This is a genomic window from Ruegeria sp. BB5 (assembly GCF_056539405.1).
This window is the reverse complement of the sequence record NZ_JBQFUX010000006.1, coordinates 92,320-111,132: the sequence shown is the minus strand read 5'-3', so window position 1 is coordinate 111,132 and position 18,813 is coordinate 92,320. Positions and strand designations below refer to the sequence as shown.

Here is an 18,813-nt window from a genome sequence, read left to right as displayed (position 1 = left end):
CGGTTCCAGAGCCCTATAACAGAGACGAAATTCGACAAACGGCAAGGCTTATGTCCGACAACAGCGACAAGACCACTCATTTTGGGTTTGAAACCGTGCGCGAGGCCGACAAGGCCGGTCGTGTGCAGGGCGTGTTCAACTCGGTCGCCTCAAAATATGACGTGATGAACGATGTCATGTCGATGGGCATCCACCGGGTCTGGAAAGACGCGATGATGGACTGGCTGGCCCCGCGCCCTGGTCAACGTCTGCTGGATGTGGCCGGTGGAACGGGCGATATCTCTTTCCGCTTTCTCAAACGCGCGGGTTACGGTCACGCCACCGTTCTGGACCTGACCGAGCCGATGTTGGTCGAAGGCCGCCAGCGCGCCGAAGCAGATCAGATGTCCGACAGCCTGAACTGGGTGGTAGGCGATGCGATGGCCCTGCCGTTTGAGGACAACACGTTTGACGTCTACACCATTTCCTTCGGCATCCGGAACGTGACCCGCCCGCAAGAGGCGTTGAATGAAGCCTTCCGAGTTCTGAAGCCCGGTGGCCGCCTGATGGTGCTGGAATTCAGCCAGTTGCCCAATGAAGGGCTGCAAAAGCTCTATGACTTGTACAGCTTCAACGTCATTCCCCGCATGGGCAAGCTGATCGCCAATGATTACGACAGCTATCAATATCTGGTCGAATCGATCCGCAATTTCCCCGATCAGGAAACCTTTCTGGGCATGGTTCGTGCCGCTGGATTCGAAAACGCCAAATACCGCAACCTCAGCATGGGCATCGCCGCGCTGCATTCCGGCTGGAAGATCTGATTTATGCGCGGACCCCACAACATCATTCGCCTGATCCGTACAGGCGCCACGTTTGAACGCACAGGCGCCATGAACGTGGTGCTGGATGCCTTTGAGGCCCCCCGCGCGTTGCGATTTCTGGCGCATGCGTTGGGCAAACCGTTTCAATGGCTGGGTTACAAGGGCGATCCCAATATGCCACCCGCCACCCGAGCGCTGACGGCGCTTGGTCCGGCTTATATCAAATTCGGTCAGATTCTCTCGACCCGCCCCGACGTGGTGGGCGATGAACTGGCCGCCCAATTGCGTGTGTTGCAGGACAAGCTGCCACCCTTTTCCCGCGCCGAAGCCATGGCTGAGGTGGAAAAGGAACTTGGCCAGCCCGTCGATGAGGTTTTTGAGGAATTCAGCGAACCGATCGCCGCAGCGTCGATTGCGCAGGTTCACAAGGCCCGGCTGGTCAGCACTGGCGAATATGTCGCCGTCAAAGTGCTGCGCCCGGGGATCGAGCGTGCCTTTCACAAGGATGTCGATGCGTTCTATTTCGCCGCCCGTATTGTCGACCTGTTCGCCCCCGGCGCGCGCCGCCTGCGACCGATGGACGTGATCGAACATTTCGACGGCGTTGTACGGGGTGAGTTGGACTTGCGACTTGAAAGCGCCGCTGCCTCGGAATATGCCGCCAATACCAAGGACGATGCCGGTTTCTGGCTGCCCCCCGTTGTGTGGTCACTGTCCGCGCGCCGGGTGATGACGCTCAGCTGGGCGGATGGTGTACCGCTGGGCGACAATGCTGCACTGGATGCGGTTGGTCACAACCGCCGCGATCTGGCAGAGCGGGTCCTGCACCTATTCCTGCTGCACGCCCTGCGTGATGGCTATTTCCACGCCGATATGCATCAGGGCAACCTGAAGGTCGCCGCAAATGGCGATATCATCGCCTATGACTACGGCATCATGGGTCACATCGACGAATACACCCGCCGGGTCTATGCCGAGATTCTGTTCGGGTTCATCCGCCGCGACTATAAACGCGTGGCCGAGGTGCATTTCGAGGCCGGTTACGTCCCCGCCAACCAGGATGTCGACGAATTTGCCCGCGCGCTGCGAGCGGTGGGCGAGCCGATCTTTGGCATGGACGCCTCGCATATCTCAATGGGCCGCCTGTTGAACTACCTGTTCGAGGTCACCGAGCGCTTTGGCATGGAAACCCGGACCGAACTGATCTTGTTGCAGCGTACAATGGTTGTGGTCGAAGGCGTCGCACGCTCGCTCGACCCACATATGAACATTTGGGAAACCGCCCGCCCCGTGGTCGAGGATTACATAAAGCAATCCATCGGTCCCCGCGCCGCGCTGCAGGACTTCGGCAAAACCGCCATGGTTCTGGCCCGCTTTGGCCCACGATTGCCGGGTCTGGTTGAAAATGCCCTGATCGCCCAGACGCAAAAAGACGACCCGCAAAAGTCATCCCTATGGTCCGCGGCCCTACCTGCCGCAATCGGTGCCGCAGCCGGTGCTGCGCTTGTCCTGATTGTCAACGCGCTCAGCTGAGCCAGACCGCCTGCTTCTTCTGGCCAATAATACCTTCGGGGGGAATCGCGCCTGCGCGCGATGGGGGGCAGACAGCCCCCCTGCACGGTGCGAAATCAAAGCCGCTCGATAGCCAGTGCAATACCTTGCCCACCACCGATGCACATAGTCACCAGACCTTTGGCCCCACCAACGCGCTCCAACTCATACAGCGCTTTCATAGTGATGATTGCGCCGGTTGCCCCAACCGGGTGACCCAAGGCAATTGCGCCACCATTCGGGTTAACCTTCGACGCGTCCAAACCCAGTTCCTGATTCACAGCCAGAGCCTGCGCCGCGAAGGCCTCGTTGCTTTCGATCACATCGAAATCATCCACCGACAGGCCGGTTTTTTCCATCAGGTTCCGCACCGCCGGAACCGGTCCAATGCCCATAACCTCGGGGCGAACACCCGCATGGGCATAGCCCAGCACGCGCGCCTTGGGCTTCAACCCGGCTTTCTCGGCCGCGTCCGCTGATGCCAATACCATCGCCGCCGCCCCGTCATTGATGCCCGAGGCATTGCCCGCCGTCACGCGCCCGTCCTTCTGGAATACCGGTCGCAATCCGGCCAGGGTCTCGGCAGTGGTGGCCTTGGGATGTTCATCGACCTTGAAATCAACCATGTCCCGCTTGACCTTGACCTGCACGGGCGCGATCTGGCTGTCGAAATACCCCGCCTCAATCGCCGCTGCCGCGCGGGTCTGACTGGTCACGGCGAATTGGTCCATCTGCTCGCGGGTGATCTGGTGTTCGTCTGCAACGTTTTCGGCCGTCACACCCATATGTCCGGTGCCAAACGGGCAATTCAGCGCCCCCAGCATCATATCCAACGAGGTGACATCGCCCATCTTCGCGCCCCAGCGCGCCTGCGGCACGATATAAGGGCTGCGCGACATACTCTCGGCACCGCCGGCCACGGCAAACTCGGCATCCCCCAGCATCAGGGACTGCATCGCCGAGACAATCGCTTGCGCGCCCGACCCGCACAGCCGGTTCACGTTCATCGCAGGTGTACCATTTGGGATCCCCGCCTGCATCGCGGCAACGCGCGACAGGTACATGTCCCGCGGCTCGGTATTGATCACGTGGCCGAACACCACATGCCCGATCTGACCACCTTCAACACCCGAGCGTTCCAGCGCGGCTTCGGTGACAACCGTAGCCAGATCGATCGGAGCGGTTGAAGCCAGCGCGCCGCCAAAGGTTCCAATAGCGGTGCGGGCACCGTCCAAAATTACGATATCAGTCATGGATCACTCCTCGTGCAATTGCGCGCAGTATGCATACACCACGTCGCCTTGTCCTATGGGACGTCCCGTCACGGATGGAATTGACAACCACATATACAAGGCGCATGAAATTCCGTCATGACGGAGAATACAGACGATATCCTGACACGCCTTCCCGCCCGCCTGAAAGAGGCACGTCGCGCCAAGGGCCTGTCGCTTGAAGCCGTGGCTAATCTCAGTGGTGTGTCGCGTTCAATGGTTAGTCAGATCGAACGGGGGGAAAGCAGCCCTACCATCTCAACCCTGTGGAACCTGACCCGGGCCTTGCAGGTTGATTTCGCCGGTCTGCTGGAAGAGACCGGCACCGCAAACCAAATCGAAGTGCTGCGAAACTCTGAAGTGCCAAGCATCGACAATATGGGGCAAAACTGCCGGATTCGCATCCTGTCCCCCCCCGAAGAAGCGGGCGGGCATGAAGTCTATGACATTCAGTTCGACAAAGACGGCGCATTGAAAAGCCAGCCCCACACGCGCGGCGCGCAAGAGCAATTGACGGTTTTGGACGGGTCGGTTCGCGTCACATCGGGATCGGCCACAATGGAGTTGAACCAAGGCGATACAGCGCGGTATGCGGCAGACGTCTTGCACTCGATCGCATCGCCCAACGGTCCCGCGCGAGTGTTCCTGATTGTGAAAAACGCCTGACCCCGACCGGGGCGAAGTTTGAGGGATACCTGTGTGTTGTGCTATTTTATGGCATTTACACGAATTGGAGTTACCCAAAATGACTTTGGAAGTGATTGGCGCTGGATTTGGCCGCACTGGGACGAATTCGCTGAAGCTTGCTTTGGAACAGCTAAATTTCGGACCCTGTCACCACATGTTCGAAGTGCGGGACAATCCCGAACAACTGCCTGCTTGGAACCGTGCCGCACATGGCGAGCAAGCTGATTGGGATGCCATGTTTCACGGCTATCGCGCGCAAGTCGACTGGCCAGGCGCCGCATACTGGCGCCAACTTTCTTATCATTATCCAGATGCCAAAATCATTTTGAGCGTGCGCGACCCTGATGCCTGGTTTGACAGCATATGGGCCACGATTGGACCATTCATGACCACAATGCGCGGACGGCACGACTCGGATCATGCAAACGCGATTGCCGAGATGTGCAGCAAGTTTATCGTTCATGGCATCTTCGACGGCCGGATGGATGATCGGGATCACGCCGTCAGCGTGTTTCGGAAGCATATCAAAAAAGTCCGCGACACTGTCCCGAAGGACCGGTTGCTGGTCTATGAAACCGGAAGCGGATGGAAACCACTGTGCACTTTCCTTGGCGTCGACATTCCCGAAGAACCCTATCCGCACACAAATTCAACCAAACAGTTTCAGGACAACGTGGCAAAACCGGAATAGACGCCTCCGAGTCGAAAGCAATTTTCAGGGTTTTCCGCATGTTCCGTTATCGTGGATTTTTTTTCTGTAATATTGAATTCCCCTATTTGGGAATCATATCCGTTATGTTAGATACGCGACTCATATAAACCGGAGACCGCCATGGCCGATGCATTCCTGTCCCACATCTCGGATACCCTTGCGCAGATTGAATCTGAGGGTCTGTATAAACGCGAACGAATGATCACCTCGCCTCAGGGCGGTGAGATTACTGTGGGCGACAAGCAGGTGATCAACCTGTGCGCCAACAATTATCTGGGTCTGGCCGATCACCCTGCGCTGATCGATGCCGCCAAGGGCGCGATGCGGCCCAAAGGGTTCGGCATGGCCTCGGTCCGGTTTATCTGCGGCACCCAGGACATTCACCGCGAGTTGGAACAGAAGCTGGCGCAATTCCTGAACAAGGACGATGCGATCCTGTTTGCGGCTTGTTTCGATGCCAATGGCGGGCTCTTTGAGCCCTTGTTAGGGCCAGAAGACGCCATCATTTCGGACAGTCTGAACCATGCCTCGATCATTGACGGGGTGCGGCTGTGCAAGGCGAAACGCTATCGCTACCTGAACAACGACATGAACGACCTTGAGGCCTGGCTAAAACAGGCGCGCGAGGACGGAGCGCGGCACATCATGATCGCGACCGACGGCGTGTTCTCGATGGACGGTTACCTGGCCAACCTGCCGAAAATTCGCGAGCTGGCCGATAAATATGATGCCATCGTCATGGTCGATGACTGCCACGCGACCGGCTTTATGGGGCCGAACGGCGCAGGCACGCCAGATCATTTTGGTGTCGATGTCGACATTCTAACGGGAACCTTGGGCAAGGCACTTGGGGGGGCAATCGGCGGTTACATCGCCGGGCCGCAACCAGTGATCGATCTGCTGCGGCAGCGGGCGCGGCCCTATTTGTTCTCAAACTCGCTGCCACCCTCGATTGTCGCCGCAGGTCTTGAGGCGATCCGGCTGGTCGAAGAGGGCGAAATGCTGCGCGCTCAGTTATTCGGCAACGCGAAATACTGGCGTGCTGGGCTGGAAAAGCTGGGCTTTGACCTGCTGCCCGGCGAACACCCAATCATTCCGGTAATGCTGGGCGAGGCCACTTTGGCGCAGGACATGGCGTCGCGTCTGTTTGATGAGGGCGTCTATGTCTCGGGCTTCTTCTTCCCCGTTGTCCCGCGCGGACAAGCGCGGATCAGGACGCAGATGAATGCAGCCTTGACGAAAGACGAACTGGACCGTGCATTGGCCGCCTTTGGCAAGGTTGGCAAAGAATTGGGAGTGATCTGATGCGACCCAACACGATGAAAGCTTTGGAGAAATCCAAGCCCGAGGAAGGTCTGTGGATGGTCCAGGCCCCGGTGCCCGAAATCAGCCCCGAAGAGGTGCTGATCCGTGTCAACAAGACCGGCATCTGCGGCACCGACATCCATATCTGGAACTGGGATGACTGGGCCGCCGCCACAGTGCCGATTCCGATGATCACCGGCCACGAGTTTGCGGGCGAGATCGTCGAGATCGGGCGCAATGTGACAGGTCTTGAGATCGGTCAGCGCTGCTCGGGCGAGGGGCACCTGATCACCACCGACAGCCGTCAAAGCCGGGCGGGAAAGTTCCACCTTGATCCGGGCACGCGCGGGATTGGCGTGAATGAACAGGGGGCTTTTGCCCAATATCTGAAACTGCCCGCCTTCAACGTGGTGCCCCTGCCCGAGGACGTGCCGGATGAGATCGGCGCCATCCTCGATCCATTGGGCAATGCGGTTCACACCGCGCTCAGCTTTGATCTGCTGGGTGAGGATGTTCTGATCACCGGCGCAGGCCCCATCGGCATCATGGCTGCCGCTGTCGCCCGCCATGCTGGCGCGCGCCATGTGGTGATCACCGATATCAACCCCGATCGCCTGAAGCTCGCGGAACATGTGGTTCCGACCGTGCGCACCGTGGATGTGTCCAAAGAAGACCTGCAAGACGTCATCGCAGAACTAGGCATGAAAGAAGGGTTCGATGTAGGGCTGGAAATGTCGGGCTCACAAATCGCGCTGGATCAAATGGTCGAGGCGCTGGTGATGGGCGGCAAGATCGCTCTGCTGGGTATTCCGCCCGGCAAATCCCCGGTCGACTGGTCCCGCATCGTGTTTAAAGCCATCACCATCAAAGGCGTCTACGGGCGCGAGATGTTCGAGACCTGGTACAAGATGATCGCCATGCTACAGAACGGTCTGGATGTCAGCCGTGTCATCACGCACGAGATGAAAGTTGACGATTTTGCCGAAGGATTTGCCGCGATGAAATCAGGCCGGTCAGGCAAAGTGGTGCTGGACTGGACCTGACGCTCTGGTACTGCGCGGGTTCAGCCCCTAAACAGGGGTGAACCCAGTCGTTTGGAGGAGCATATGGGCGATAAGGATGATCGGTATCTGGAACGCGGAATCGAGGACACTCTGGTCACCGATTTCGCACAGACCCATCGCAAGAGTTACGGTGATTTCCTGCAACTCAAAACCCTGCTGAACCTGCAAAAAACCTTTCAGGACCCTGCGCAACCAGATGAGATGCTGTTCATCATCATTCATCAGGTCAGCGAGCTGTGGCTGAAACTAATGCATCACCAACTGGTCGAGGTGCGCCGATTTCTGCAACAGGATGAATTCGGCCCTGCGATGAAAAATCTCGACCGGGTCAAGGCCATCCAGCGGCAACTGATATCCGCCTGGGAGACGTTGCTGACCATGACCCCTGCGGACTACATGACCTTTCGCGAGGCATTGGGCAGTTCGTCCGGTTTTCAAAGCTATGGCTATCGCCAGATTGAATTCATTTTGGGCAACAAGGACGCCTCGACCCTAAAAGTCCACGAGCATGACCCGCAGGTCATGGAACTGCTGAACGCTGCGCTGACCAAGCCGTCAATATACGACGAGGTGCTGTTCATGCTGGCCCGCCAAGGCTTTGACGTACCGCAGGACCTGCTGGATCGCGACTATGCCCAGCCCTATTCCGGCGATCCGCGGGTGGTGAAAATCTGGGTGCAGATATACCGCGACACGGACAAACACTGGGACCTCTACGCACTGGCGGAGAAACTGATGGACGTTGAATCCCTGTTTCAACGCTGGCGCTTTGATCACGTCACGGCGGTAGAGCGGGTGATCGGCAACCAGCCGGGCACCGGTGGGTCCAGCGGCGTTGCCTTCTTACGGAAAGCCTTGGATTTGCGGTTCTTCCATGATCTTTACGATATGCGCACCGAACTGATGTATTCCGAGCAGGAGTAAGCGATGCTGTACCGCGGGTTTTCGCAGGAAGAGCTAGAGCAGGAATATTCGCCCCGGTCGATGATCGGCGGCGACCTGACCCCTTATCTGGACAGCTACGCCGCGCTCAGCGCGCAGCACCGGGCACAGATGGAAGTCATCGGGAATGTCTCTTACGGTGACGGTAGGGCTCAGGTTCTGGATTTCTTTCCCGCAAAAGGCGCGGGCGCGCCACTGCACGTCTTTATTCACGGCGGTTACTGGCAGGCGCTGAGTCAGAACGAGTCGGCAATGATGGCCCCGGCACTGGTTGAGGCCGAACAGTCCTTTGCGACCCTGAACTACACATTGGCCCCCGAGGCGCGGATTGGCGACATGATCAACGAATGCCGCGACGCCCTGCTGTGGCTGGCCGCAAATGCGCCTGATCTGGGTTTCGATCCGTCACGGATCACCCTGTCGGGCCACAGCGCCGGGGCGCAATTGGCGGCTATGGTCATGGCAACCTCGGCCGATGCGCTGGCCCGCGCCGGGCTCCGCGTGCGCGAGGTGATCCTGATCAGCGGTGTCTATGATCTGGAGCCGATCAGCCTGACGTCCGTAAACGATCCGCTGCAACTGACCCCGGTCGAGATACATGATCTGTCCCCTATCCTGCACCTACCCGCCCCTGGCCCGCGTTACCATGTGACTGTGGCGGAACGGGATACCCCCGAATTCGTCCGCCAGAGCCGAGATTATGCCGAATTGCTGCGCAAAGCCGGGCATGCGGTCAATTTCGATCTGAAAAAGGGGATGCAGCATTTCGATATAATTATGCATCCGGGAACGTTTTTTGCGACGTCCCGATAGCCAAGAAAATTGGGTATCAGTCAGGTCTGGCCTTTAGCACACAAACCTACGCATCCCTAACGAACCGAACGTTTTTGACGGAGCAGGGATTATCCGCTGTGAGCCCAAAGTACCGAATGCTGCGGGCCCAACCAATGGCGGCTATGCAACTTGCCCCGACGCGCTTAGTGTCACGTGCATGAGCACGTTCAGAAACGCCAAACCTTCCGACGCAACTCGATGCTTCGAGATCGAAACTGCTGCCTATGAAGGCGACGACGCAGCAACCCTCAAAAAGATATCCAAGAGGATCGAGGAATATCCCGATGGTTTCCTCATTCTTGAAGAACACGGCGAGATCGTTGGCTTTATCAATTGCGGATGTGCCCATGACGTCGAAATGTCTGATGAGGAATTTAAGGAGCTTGTGGGGCATGATCCCGACGCTCCGAATGTCGTAATTATGTCTGTCGTCGTTGATCCTGCCCATCAGGGAAGGGGCCTATCGCGGGCATTGATGACTGAATTCGTCGACCGCATGAGAAAAGTGGGTAAATCGGCGATCTTCCTTATGTGCAAAGAGCATCACGTCCCACTGTATGAGCGATTTGGATACAGCTATTTGCAGCCATCGACTTCCGACCATGGAGGAATGACTTGGCATGAGATGTCTATGATGCTTTGAATTCTTTGGAGTACGAGACGTGATACCACTTGAAAAGCCTTTGAGATTGGCCGTTGAAACTGATGCCCATGCACTTGCGGACTTAGTGAATTTTGCAGGTGAAGGCCTGCCGCTCCATATCTGGACCGGGCTGGCACAAGATGGCGAGGATCCTTGGGCCGTCGGTCGCGCGCGACAGGCCGAAAAGGCACGAGAGAGGCAAGTAGTTGTAATTGACTATGGAAACGGGGCAGTTGCTGGGCTCACGGGCTATGGGATCGGATCAGAACCAGAAGAAATTGGAGATGACTTCCCAGCGTTGTTCCGCCCCTTGCAGGAGCTGGAAAACAAAGCGTTAGACAGCTGGTATGTGAATGTTCTGGCTTGTTACCCAGAGAACAGGGGGCAAGGACTTGGTTCAAGACTACTCGATGTCGCCGACGAGATAGCCCGAGACGCGGGCTACAACAAAATGAGCGTTATTGTCGCCGATGAAAACGTGGGAGCGAGACGTCTATACGAGCGAAAGGGATACTCTGAGCTGGATAAAGCCCCATGCGCCAAAGATGGGTGGGAGACTGAGACCGAAAACTGGGTTCTCCTCATCAAGTCGCTGTCGTGACGCCGCGCGAAATCGGTCTTTCCTTGTGTAGGCTACTCTCGCTTTTGGGCTAACGTTGCGCAAGGGCGCCACACTCATTTTTTGCTGTACCGCCCGAGAGCCGTCGTTGGTCTGAGAGCTACGTAGGTCGGGAATGTCCCGCAAAGCGGACGTTATGTTGGATCCACCGTGTGGCAATGTCGGAGTTGCTTATGCGCGGTCGGGATTAGAGTCAGAAAATTTCGTTCAAGACAGTTTAGGTTCGTGGTATTTCACAAAAAACAGCGGCCCAATTGAGCCGCTGTTTTCATTTCCCATACAAAGCAGGATCAATCCAGCGTACGCGTAACCTCTTCGCGCTCGAAGATTTCGATCACGTCGCCGGCGCGGATATCGTCGTAGTTCTCGAACGCCATACCGCATTCCTGACCCGACTGAACCTCGGACACTTCGTCCTTAAAGCGTTTCAGCGTCTTCAGCGTGCCTTCGTGGATCACCACGTTGTCGCGCAGCAGACGGACGCCTGCGGAACGACGCGCCACACCTTCGGTGACCAGACATCCAGCAACCTTGCCGACGCCGGTAACCTTGAAGACTTCGCGGATCTCGGCGTAACCGATGAACTTTTCGCGGATTTCGGCGCTCAGCAGGCCGGAAGCGGCGGCTTTCACGTCATCGACCAGATCGTAGATCACCGAGTAATAACGGATTTCCACGCCCTTCTGGTTCGCAGTGTTCCGCGCCGAAGCATTGGCACGCACGTTGAACCCAAAGATCGGGGCACCCGACGCTTCGGCCAGGCCGACATCGGTTTCAGTAATCGCACCAACGCCCGAGTGCAGAACGCGCACGCGCACTTCTTCGTTGCCGATCTTTTCCATCGCCTGAACGATGGCCTCGGCCGAACCTTGTACGTCCGCTTTCATCAGAATCGGCAGCTCGGTGACGTTTTCGTCTTCCTTGGCCTTCTGCATCAGCTGCTCAAGGGTGGTCGCGGCACCAGCGGCGGCGCGTTTGTCCTTGGCGGCCTGTTCACGATAAGCGGCAATCTCACGGGCTTGTGCTTCGGTCTCGGTCACGTTCAGAACGTCACCGGCCTCGGGCGTGCCGTTCAGACCCAGAACCTCGACCGGGACCGAGGGGCCAGCTTCTTTGACGCGGTCGCCCTTGTCGTTGATCAGCGCACGGACTTTACCGTACTGCTCACCCACAACGAAGATATCGCCCTGACGCAGCGTGCCGTTCTGAACCAGAACGGTGGCCACGGGGCCACGGCCCACATCCAGCTGCGCCTCGATCACAGCACCTTGGGCGGCGCGGTCGGGGTTGGCTTTCAGCTCCAGAATCTCGGCCTGCAGCGCGATGGCTTCCAGCAATTCATCAAGGCCCTGACCGGTGATGGCGGACACTTCGACGTCCTGAACCTCACCCGACATTTTCTCAACTATCACTTCGTGTTGCAACAGATCGGTGCGCACTTTGTCCGGGTTTGCATCCGGCTTGTCGACCTTGTTGATCGCCACGATCATCGGCACTTCGGCCGCTTTGGCGTGATTGATCGCTTCGATCGTCTGCGGCATCACCGCGTCGTCAGCAGCCACAACCAGCACCACGATATCCGTGACCTGAGCCCCGCGCGAACGCATCGAGGTAAAGGCCGCGTGGCCCGGCGTATCCAGGAAGGTCAGCGTAGTGCCGCCATCGGTTTTCACCTGATAGGCACCGATATGCTGGGTGATGCCTCCAGCCTCACCGGCAACAACGCGCGCATCGCGAATCGCATCCAGCAACGAGGTCTTACCGTGGTCGACGTGACCCATGATGGTGATGACCGGCGGACGCGGCTGCAGATCTTCTTCGCTGTCTTCGACCTCTTTGATGACGTCTTCGACATCCGAATCGGATACACGCGTGACCTTGTGGCCAAACTCTTCGATGATCAGCTCGGCGGTATCGGCGTCGATGGTTTGGTTCTGCGTGACCATCATGCCCATGTTCATCAGCGATTTGACCACATCAGCCACACGCTCGGCCATACGGTTCGCCAGCTCGGATACTGTGATCGCCTCGGGCAGTTGAACGTCGCGGATTACCTTTTCCCGCTCGACCGGGCCGCCCATGGCTTTTTGACGCGCACGCTCTTGCTTGCGCTTCATCGACGCCATCGAGCGCTGACGGCTACCTTCGCCACCGGTGGCCTGACCCAGTGTCAGCTTGCCGGAACGACGATTGTCATCACGGCCCTTGCCGCGACCGCGCTGTTCACGTTCACGGTCCTGCTTGCGCGGGGTGGCGGCCGGGGCTGGTTTGCTGGCCGGTGCGCGCGCCGCTTTGGGTTCTTCGGCAGCTGGGGCAGCAGCGGCACGTTTGGCGGATTCTGCCGCCTCTTTGCGCTTGCGCTCTTCCTCTTCGGCCTTGGCGCGGGCGCGCTCTTCAGCTTCGCGCTGTTCGCGCTCTTTTGCTTCTTGCTCGGCACGACGACGGGCGCGTTCTTCCTCGCGCGCCTTTTCGGCGGCTTCACGCGCTGCGGCCTCTTCGACTTCGCGGGCCTTGGCGGCCTGCAGTGCCTTCATCCGGCGCGCCATTTCCGCGTCAGAGATACCTGCAGGGCGACGCGACGGATCACCCGACGGCGTTGCTCCGCCACCCGGTTTGCCGGCGCCCGGCTTGGGAACCACCACGCGCTTGCGTTTGGTTTCCACCACGACATTCTTGGTGCGTCCGTGGCTGAAACTCTGTTTCACATTTCCGGGGCGTGCCCCACCACGAAGACCCAATGTCTTTTTGCCGTCATTCTCGCTCATAAAGCTTTTTACCCTTCCGCGCGGCCCCTGCCGCCGTCATCCGTTTCGCGCAAGCCACGCAGGCGCTGCGCTTCCTCTACAACACGTTTGGCGAGTCCACCAGAGGCCATGGCCGCATGAATCACGGTTTGGCGCCCAAATGCCTGTCCTAACTCGTCTGCGGTCAGCCAACCGATGTATTTTCCAAAGTGCGGCGTGCTGAGTTTCGACTTGCCGCGCCCCGATCCATCGCTGGCCTGAATCAGCACTTGTGCCTCTTCCCGGTCCAGCCATGTCTTGACCTTTTCGTACCCAGCGACCGCGTCACCGGACTTGCGCGCCAGGCTCAACAGCTCGATCACCCGGCGCGAAACCTGTTTTTCGACCTCATCGGTCAAATCCTGTGGCACGCTGACTTGCGCTTTGAACCCGCGTGCGAACAGCTTCTTGCCAACGGCCTTGTCCAGTGCAGCGCGATCCGCCGCCACATAGACTCCGCGACCCGGCAATTTCGCCGCAACATCCGGATAGACCTGTCCGTCCGGCCCCGCCACAAAGCGTATCAACCCATATTTAGGTTGAATGTCGCCCGTGGCGATGCACTTGCGTTCAGGTCCTTCGGACCGATCCTTATGGACGCCACCGCGACCCATGCGCGCACCCCGAGGCCTGAGATCAGGCCTCGGCCTCCTCGTCTACCGCTTCGCCATCTTCTTCGGCTTGTTCCAGCTCGGCGGGATCGACCCAGCCCAGCATGATACGTGCGGTCATGACCAGATCCTGTGCTTCTTCCAGCGTAACGCCGAAAGGCTCAAGCACACCGTCATCCTTGATTCGCTCACCATCGACCGTGGTCCAGCCGCCGGCCAGTTCCCAATCGGCGCAGGTGGCAAAATCCTCAAGCGTTTTTACGTCGTCCTTTGCCAGCGCTTCCACCATCTGGGGTGTCAGGCCTTCGAATTCAATAAGGCTGTCCTCGGCACCCAAGGCACGGGCTGCGTCCAGCGCTGCCTTGGCTTGGGCTTCCAGGAATTCGCGTGCGCGGGTTTGCAGCTCCTGCGCAGTGCCTTCGTCGACGCCGTCAATGACCAGCAGCTCTTCCAGCTCGACATAGGCGACCTCTTCGAGGTTGGTAAAGCCTTCGGACACCAGCAGCTGAGCAAAGAATTCGTCCAGATCCAGGCTTTCCATGAACAGCTGGGTACGGGCTTCGAACTCTTTCTGACGACGCGCCGATTCTTCGGCCTCGGTCATGATGTCGATATCCAGATTTGTCAGCTGGCTGGCCAGACGCACGTTCTGACCGCGGCGACCGATTGCGAGGCTCAGCTGTTCCTCAGGCACAACAACTTCGATCTTGCCGGCTTCTTCGTCCAGAACCACCTTGGAAACCTCGGCGGGCTGCAGCGCGTTCACCAGGAAGGTCGGCTGGTCTTCGTTCCACGGGATGATGTCGATCTTTTCGCCTTGCAGCTCGTTCACAACGGCCTGCACGCGGCTGCCGCGCATACCAACGCAGGCACCGACAGGATCGATGGACCCATCGTACGAAATCACGGCAATCTTGGCGCGGGAGCCGGGGTCACGGGCCACGGCCTTGACCTCGATGATGCCGTCATAGATCTCCGGCACTTCCATCTTGAACAGCTCGGCCATGAATTCCGGCGCAGTGCGCGACAGGAAGATCTGGTGGCCACGAACTTCGCGGCGGACTTCCTTGATATAGGCACGCACGCGGTCATTCGGGCGATAGCTTTCGCGGCCAATCTTGTCATTGCGGCGCAGAACGGCCTCGGCACCGCCCAAATCGACGATGACATTGCCAAACTCTTCGCGCTTAACCGCACCGTTGATGATGGTGCCCGCACGATCCTTGAACTCTTCGTACTGACGGTCACGCTCAGCTTCGCGAACCTTTTGCAGGATGACCTGCTTGGCGGACTGAGCAGCAATCCGGCCCATCTCAACCGGGGGAACCTCTTCGACGAAGACGTCGCCGACCTCGGGCGCCTCCATGTACTGCTTGGCCTGCTCGACGGTCATCTCGGCCTGGTAGTTCTCAAGCTCTTCATCCTCGACCACGGTGCGAACGCGGGTGAATGTCGCTTTGCCGGTCTTGCGATCGATGCTGACGCGGATATCCATCTCGGCGCCGTAACGGCTCTTGGCGGCACGGGCGAGCGATTCTTCCATCGCTTCGACAACCAGACCGGGGTCGATCATCTTTTCGCGGGCCACGGCCTCGGCGGTCTGCAGCAGCTCCAGCTGGTTGGCTGAGGTGATTGCCATCAGTTCGTCTCCTCTTCGGACCCTTCGGTCTCAATCTCGTCGAAAGCGTTTTCGTTCAGGGCACCGGCGTCTTTGCGCTGGCGCAACATTTCCTTGATCAGGTCATCGGTCAAAACCAGCTTGGCATCGCTTAGCCAGTCGAATTGCAGACCAATGGTGATTGTCTCGGACCCTTCGGGGATGTTGATCAGAACCTCATCCCCTTCGATCCCAGCCAGCTCACCCTTGAACCGGCGGCGGCCATCGATCAGCTCGGCGGTCTCGATCTTGGCCTCATACCCCTCGAACATCTCAAAATCCTTGAGACGGGTCAGAGGACGATCAATGCCCGGGCTTGAAACCTCAAGCGTATAGGCGTCAAGAATCGGATCTTCGACATCCAGCGTGGCGCTAACCGCGTTCGAGATTTCGGCGCAATCATCCACTTCGATGCCGCCATCAGGCTTGTCGGCCATGATTTGCATCGTTGTGGTCTTGCCACTCATCAGGCGGATGCGGACCAGCTCATACCCCAGATCTTCGATCACGGGGGTGATGATCTCGGCCAGCCGCCGATCAATCGCCGCTTTGGCTATCAGGTCGTTTGTCATCAGGTGCTCTACCCTGTCATACGGGCACAAAAAAACGGGCGCGCGGCCCGTCGAAATTTCCGGTGGAGCCCCGGACCGAAGCCCGACACGCCGCTGTTGCAACTGCATATACGCAGGGTTTCCCGAATCTGCAACCCCCGGTGCAAGACGTGATTGGATTTACGCCATCCACCACCGTTCGGCGATGCGGCCATCGTCCAGTGCGCGGCCCGCCCCGATCTGGCGCGGCATGCCCACATGTGGGGCCACGGCCAGTGCCATATCCGATTCGCTTGGGTGAAAACGCAGCCCGCGCTGGCCTTTCAACTCGCCGCCTGAGGGCAGCGCCGCCACGTCGACGAACCCGTCGCGCAACGCCTCGGCCCGGACACGGGCGTCGGGGATGACAATGATTTCGAACGTCTCGGCCCACCCGGCCTTGCCGTCCTTATAGTGCCCGAGCACCTTGCGGCCCAGGAAATGACGATCATCCTCGGCGCGTTCCACGCGGTAGCATCCGGTACCATTGGCCGCGTGTAAAGGCGTCACGCCTTGCCCGTTGCGGGTGATGACAAACCGGCTATCGGCCAGAAGGAACGGCAGGCCCGGATTTGCCTCAGCCAGTTCAAGCTGCACCTGATTGGGCGATACGGCTTCGACCCGCCCAACATTGCCCAGAACTGCCATCACATCCGCAACGTCCAGCGGCACGCCATCGTGAAAGGTAACACCCTCGCGCAGATCGAACTGCCAGACCCGCGCATCCGCGTCCGTGTGCCAACCCGTCGCAAGCTCACCGCGCAAGGTGCCATCTGGGGCAATTTCGGTCAGCGTATCGAACACCGCCCCACGAGCCACCTGTTCCAAGCTGTCATCGCGTGGCACAGCCAGCCGCAGCGCACCTCCGGCCTTAGGCGTATCCGCCAGCGACGCCCCCGTGGCCGCCAGCAAAGCTGCGGCAGCACCCGAGGCAAACAGAGCACGACGGTCAATCCGGGTCATACCACCCCCTCGGCCACGCGATCCATGATCCGGACCAGCTCGGCGCTGATACCGGGTTCAGACAGGGCGTGGCCTGCGTTGCGGACCATCTTCAGTTCGGCATTGGGCCAGCGTTCGGCCAGATTCCACGCGGCCTGTGGTGGGCAGATCATGTCATAGCGACCCTGCACAATATGGCCGGGGATATGAGCGATCTTGTCCATCTGGTCCAGAATCTGACCGTCCTTCTCAAGGAAGGCGCTATTGATGAAATAGTGATTCTCAAGCCGCGCAAAGGCCCGCGCATATTCGCCAGGGCTTTCCCCCGTCCCGCCTTGGGCATGAATTGACGCCAGCGCGTTCTCCCACGCGGACCAGGCCCGCCCATACAGGATTTCCGTGGCCCGATCCCCCGAAAACAGGCGTTTGTTATAAGCAGCGATCGTGTCGGTCAGCTCAGCCTCGGTCAGCAGAGCGGTGAATTTCGCCCATTGCTCGGGCCAGAACTTGCCTGCGCCGCCGCCATAGAACCAATCAAGCTCGGCCTGCGTGGCCAGGAACACGCCGCGCAGCACCAGACGGTTCACACGATCCGGGTGCGCCTGTGCATAGATCAGCGCCAGAGTCGCACCCCAACTGCCGCCAAACACTGTCCAATCATCGATATCCAGTAGGGTGCGCAACCGTTCGATATCGGCCACCAGATGCCATGTCGTATTGTCGGTCACAGACGCATGGGGCCGCGACCGGCCACAGCCGCGCTGATCGAATAGAATCACCCTATAGACGCTGGGATCGAAATAACGGCGCATCGCCGGGCTGCAGCCGCCGCCCGGCCCGCCATGCAGCACCACAACAGGTATCCCCTTTGGATTGCCGCATTGTTCCATATAAATGCGATGCCCTTCGCCCATATCCACCATGCGCTGATCGAACGGGTCGATCGGCGGGTACAGATATTGCACTGCGCGCTTTTGGTCCGGGTACTTGTCCATTATGGCCCTATATAGTCCTTAAACGTAAAAGAGCATACGGAGACAGGAATGCAAGCGCATCCGAACACTGTGGATCCATCCGAGATCGCAAAATTCGAAGCGATGGCCGCAGAATGGTGGGATCCTCACGGGAAATTCAAACCGCTGCACATGATGAATCCGTGCCGTCTGGACTATATCACACAGCAGATCGCGGGCGAATTTGACCGGGATTTGACCGCGCCGAATCCGTTTCAGGGCCTGCGTTTGCTGGATATCGGCTGCGGCGGAGGGCTGCTGAGCGAACCGATGGCGCGCCTTGGGGCCGAGGTCGTGGGCGCCGACGCCGCCGAGGGCAACCTGCCCGTTGCGCGCATCCACGCGGAACAGTCCGGGCTGGACATCGACTATCGCCACACCACTGCCGAGGCGTTGGCCGAGGCGGGCGAGCAATTTGATGTGGTGCTGAACATGGAAGTGGTCGAGCACGTGGCCGATCCGCTGTCCTATCTGACCGCAACGCGGCAATTGCTGAAACCCGGCGGGTTGGAGATTTGTTCCACCATCAACCGCAACCCGAAATCGTATGCTATGGCGATCGTCGGGGCCGAGGTCGTCATGCGCTGGCTGCCGCGGGGTACGCATGAGTGGAACAAGTTCATCACCCCCGATGAGCTGTTCGACCTGCTGCGCCAAGCCGGGCTGGAGCCGGTGGACCGCAAGGGGTTCGTATTCAACCCGATTCTTTGGAGTTGGTCGATCTCGGACCGGGATCTGAGCGTCAATTACGTCACAGCCAGCATTCGCCCAGAGTAAGGACTTTTT

Annotated in this window: 18 protein-coding genes; 11 read left to right on the top strand and 7 right to left on the bottom strand. The window is 58.9% G+C overall.

Features of this window, described 5'->3' with window-relative positions:
- Positions 1–50 precede the first annotated feature (50 nt).
- Positions 51–803 (top strand): bifunctional demethylmenaquinone methyltransferase/2-methoxy-6-polyprenyl-1,4-benzoquinol methylase UbiE, encoded by a 753-nt coding sequence (gene ubiE / locus ACR0DL_RS14755; protein WP_170351925.1) that lies wholly within the window; start codon positions 51–53, stop codon positions 801–803.
- A gap of 3 nt (positions 804–806) precedes the next feature.
- A complete protein-coding gene (gene ubiB / locus ACR0DL_RS14750) occupies positions 807–2,336 on the top strand; it encodes a 2-polyprenylphenol 6-hydroxylase (protein WP_480689842.1) in 1,530 nt (509 codons plus the stop codon).
- 95 nt (positions 2,337–2,431) lie between these two features.
- Here the strand turns inward: ubiB and ACR0DL_RS14745 are convergent, their stop codons facing one another.
- The gene (locus ACR0DL_RS14745) at positions 2,432–3,607 is read right to left on the bottom strand and encodes an acetyl-CoA C-acyltransferase family protein (protein ID WP_480689841.1); all 1,176 of its coding nucleotides are present in this window, start codon (positions 3,605–3,607) and stop codon (positions 2,432–2,434) included.
- 117 nt (positions 3,608–3,724) lie between these two features.
- On the opposite strand from ACR0DL_RS14745, the gene ACR0DL_RS14740 reads away from it, so the two are divergent.
- The 8 genes from ACR0DL_RS14740 to ACR0DL_RS14705 all read left to right on the top strand — a co-directional run bounded on the left by ACR0DL_RS14740 (position 3,725) and on the right by ACR0DL_RS14705 (position 10,413).
- Entirely contained in the window at positions 3,725–4,291 is a 567-nt protein-coding gene (locus tag ACR0DL_RS14740; protein WP_170351922.1) for a helix-turn-helix domain-containing protein, read from the top strand.
- A 79-nt stretch (positions 4,292–4,370) separates the two neighbouring features.
- Entirely contained in the window at positions 4,371–5,003 is a 633-nt protein-coding gene (locus ACR0DL_RS14735; RefSeq protein ID WP_480689839.1) for a sulfotransferase family protein, read from the top strand.
- 141 nt (positions 5,004–5,144) lie between these two features.
- The gene (locus ACR0DL_RS14730) at positions 5,145–6,329 is read left to right on the top strand and encodes a glycine C-acetyltransferase (RefSeq protein ID WP_366553809.1); all 1,185 of its coding nucleotides are present in this window, start codon (positions 5,145–5,147) and stop codon (positions 6,327–6,329) included.
- 14 nt (positions 6,330–6,343) lie between these two features.
- Positions 6,344–7,372 carry an L-threonine 3-dehydrogenase gene (tdh, locus tag ACR0DL_RS14725; protein ID WP_170351947.1) on the top strand — a complete coding sequence of 343 codons (1,029 nt, stop codon included), beginning with the start codon at positions 6,344–6,346 and terminating at the stop codon, positions 7,370–7,372.
- Positions 7,373–7,435: 63 nt separating this feature from the next.
- The gene (locus ACR0DL_RS14720) at positions 7,436–8,317 is read left to right on the top strand and encodes a tryptophan 2,3-dioxygenase (RefSeq protein ID WP_480689836.1); all 882 of its coding nucleotides are present in this window, start codon (positions 7,436–7,438) and stop codon (positions 8,315–8,317) included.
- A gap of 3 nt (positions 8,318–8,320) precedes the next feature.
- The gene (locus ACR0DL_RS14715; protein WP_480689834.1) at positions 8,321–9,148 is read left to right on the top strand and encodes an alpha/beta hydrolase; all 828 of its coding nucleotides are present in this window, start codon (positions 8,321–8,323) and stop codon (positions 9,146–9,148) included.
- A gap of 178 nt (positions 9,149–9,326) precedes the next feature.
- A complete protein-coding gene (locus tag ACR0DL_RS14710; protein WP_170377256.1) occupies positions 9,327–9,812 on the top strand; it encodes a GNAT family N-acetyltransferase in 486 nt (161 codons plus the stop codon).
- A gap of 19 nt (positions 9,813–9,831) precedes the next feature.
- Positions 9,832–10,413 carry a GNAT family N-acetyltransferase gene (locus ACR0DL_RS14705; RefSeq protein ID WP_170377254.1) on the top strand — a complete coding sequence of 194 codons (582 nt, stop codon included), beginning with the start codon at positions 9,832–9,834 and terminating at the stop codon, positions 10,411–10,413.
- A gap of 308 nt (positions 10,414–10,721) precedes the next feature.
- Here ACR0DL_RS14705 and infB read toward each other — a convergent pair whose 3' ends face one another.
- The 6 genes from infB to pip all read right to left on the bottom strand — a co-directional run bounded on the left by infB (position 10,722) and on the right by pip (position 18,009).
- Entirely contained in the window at positions 10,722–13,196 is a 2,475-nt protein-coding gene (gene infB / locus ACR0DL_RS14700; protein ID WP_170379264.1) for a translation initiation factor IF-2, read from the bottom strand.
- Between the two features lie 8 nt (positions 13,197–13,204).
- On the bottom strand, positions 13,205–13,828 hold the full coding sequence (locus tag ACR0DL_RS14695; protein WP_480689832.1) for an RNA-binding protein: 624 nt from the start codon (positions 13,826–13,828) through the stop codon (positions 13,205–13,207).
- A gap of 22 nt (positions 13,829–13,850) precedes the next feature.
- Positions 13,851–15,464: a transcription termination factor NusA gene (gene nusA, locus ACR0DL_RS14690; protein ID WP_170351914.1), complete on the bottom strand. Its 1,614-nt coding sequence runs from the start codon at positions 15,462–15,464 to the stop codon at positions 13,851–13,853.
- The gene (gene rimP / locus ACR0DL_RS14685; protein WP_170351913.1) at positions 15,464–16,054 is read right to left on the bottom strand and encodes a ribosome maturation factor RimP; all 591 of its coding nucleotides are present in this window, start codon (positions 16,052–16,054) and stop codon (positions 15,464–15,466) included. The genes nusA and rimP overlap by 1 nt, the downstream gene beginning before the upstream one ends.
- 159 nt (positions 16,055–16,213) lie before the next feature.
- Positions 16,214–17,035, bottom strand: coding sequence for an ABC transporter substrate-binding protein (locus tag ACR0DL_RS14680; protein ID WP_480689830.1), 822 nt, complete (start codon positions 17,033–17,035; stop codon positions 16,214–16,216).
- Positions 17,032–18,009: a prolyl aminopeptidase gene (gene pip / locus ACR0DL_RS14675; protein WP_480689828.1), complete on the bottom strand. Its 978-nt coding sequence runs from the start codon at positions 18,007–18,009 to the stop codon at positions 17,032–17,034. The genes ACR0DL_RS14680 and pip overlap by 4 nt, the downstream gene beginning before the upstream one ends.
- Before the next feature lie 48 nt (positions 18,010–18,057).
- Here pip and ubiG point away from each other — a divergent pair, with 48 nt between their 5' ends.
- Positions 18,058–18,804, top strand: coding sequence for a bifunctional 2-polyprenyl-6-hydroxyphenol methylase/3-demethylubiquinol 3-O-methyltransferase UbiG (gene ubiG / locus ACR0DL_RS14670; RefSeq protein WP_170351910.1), 747 nt, complete (start codon positions 18,058–18,060; stop codon positions 18,802–18,804).
- Positions 18,805–18,813 lie beyond the last annotated feature (9 nt).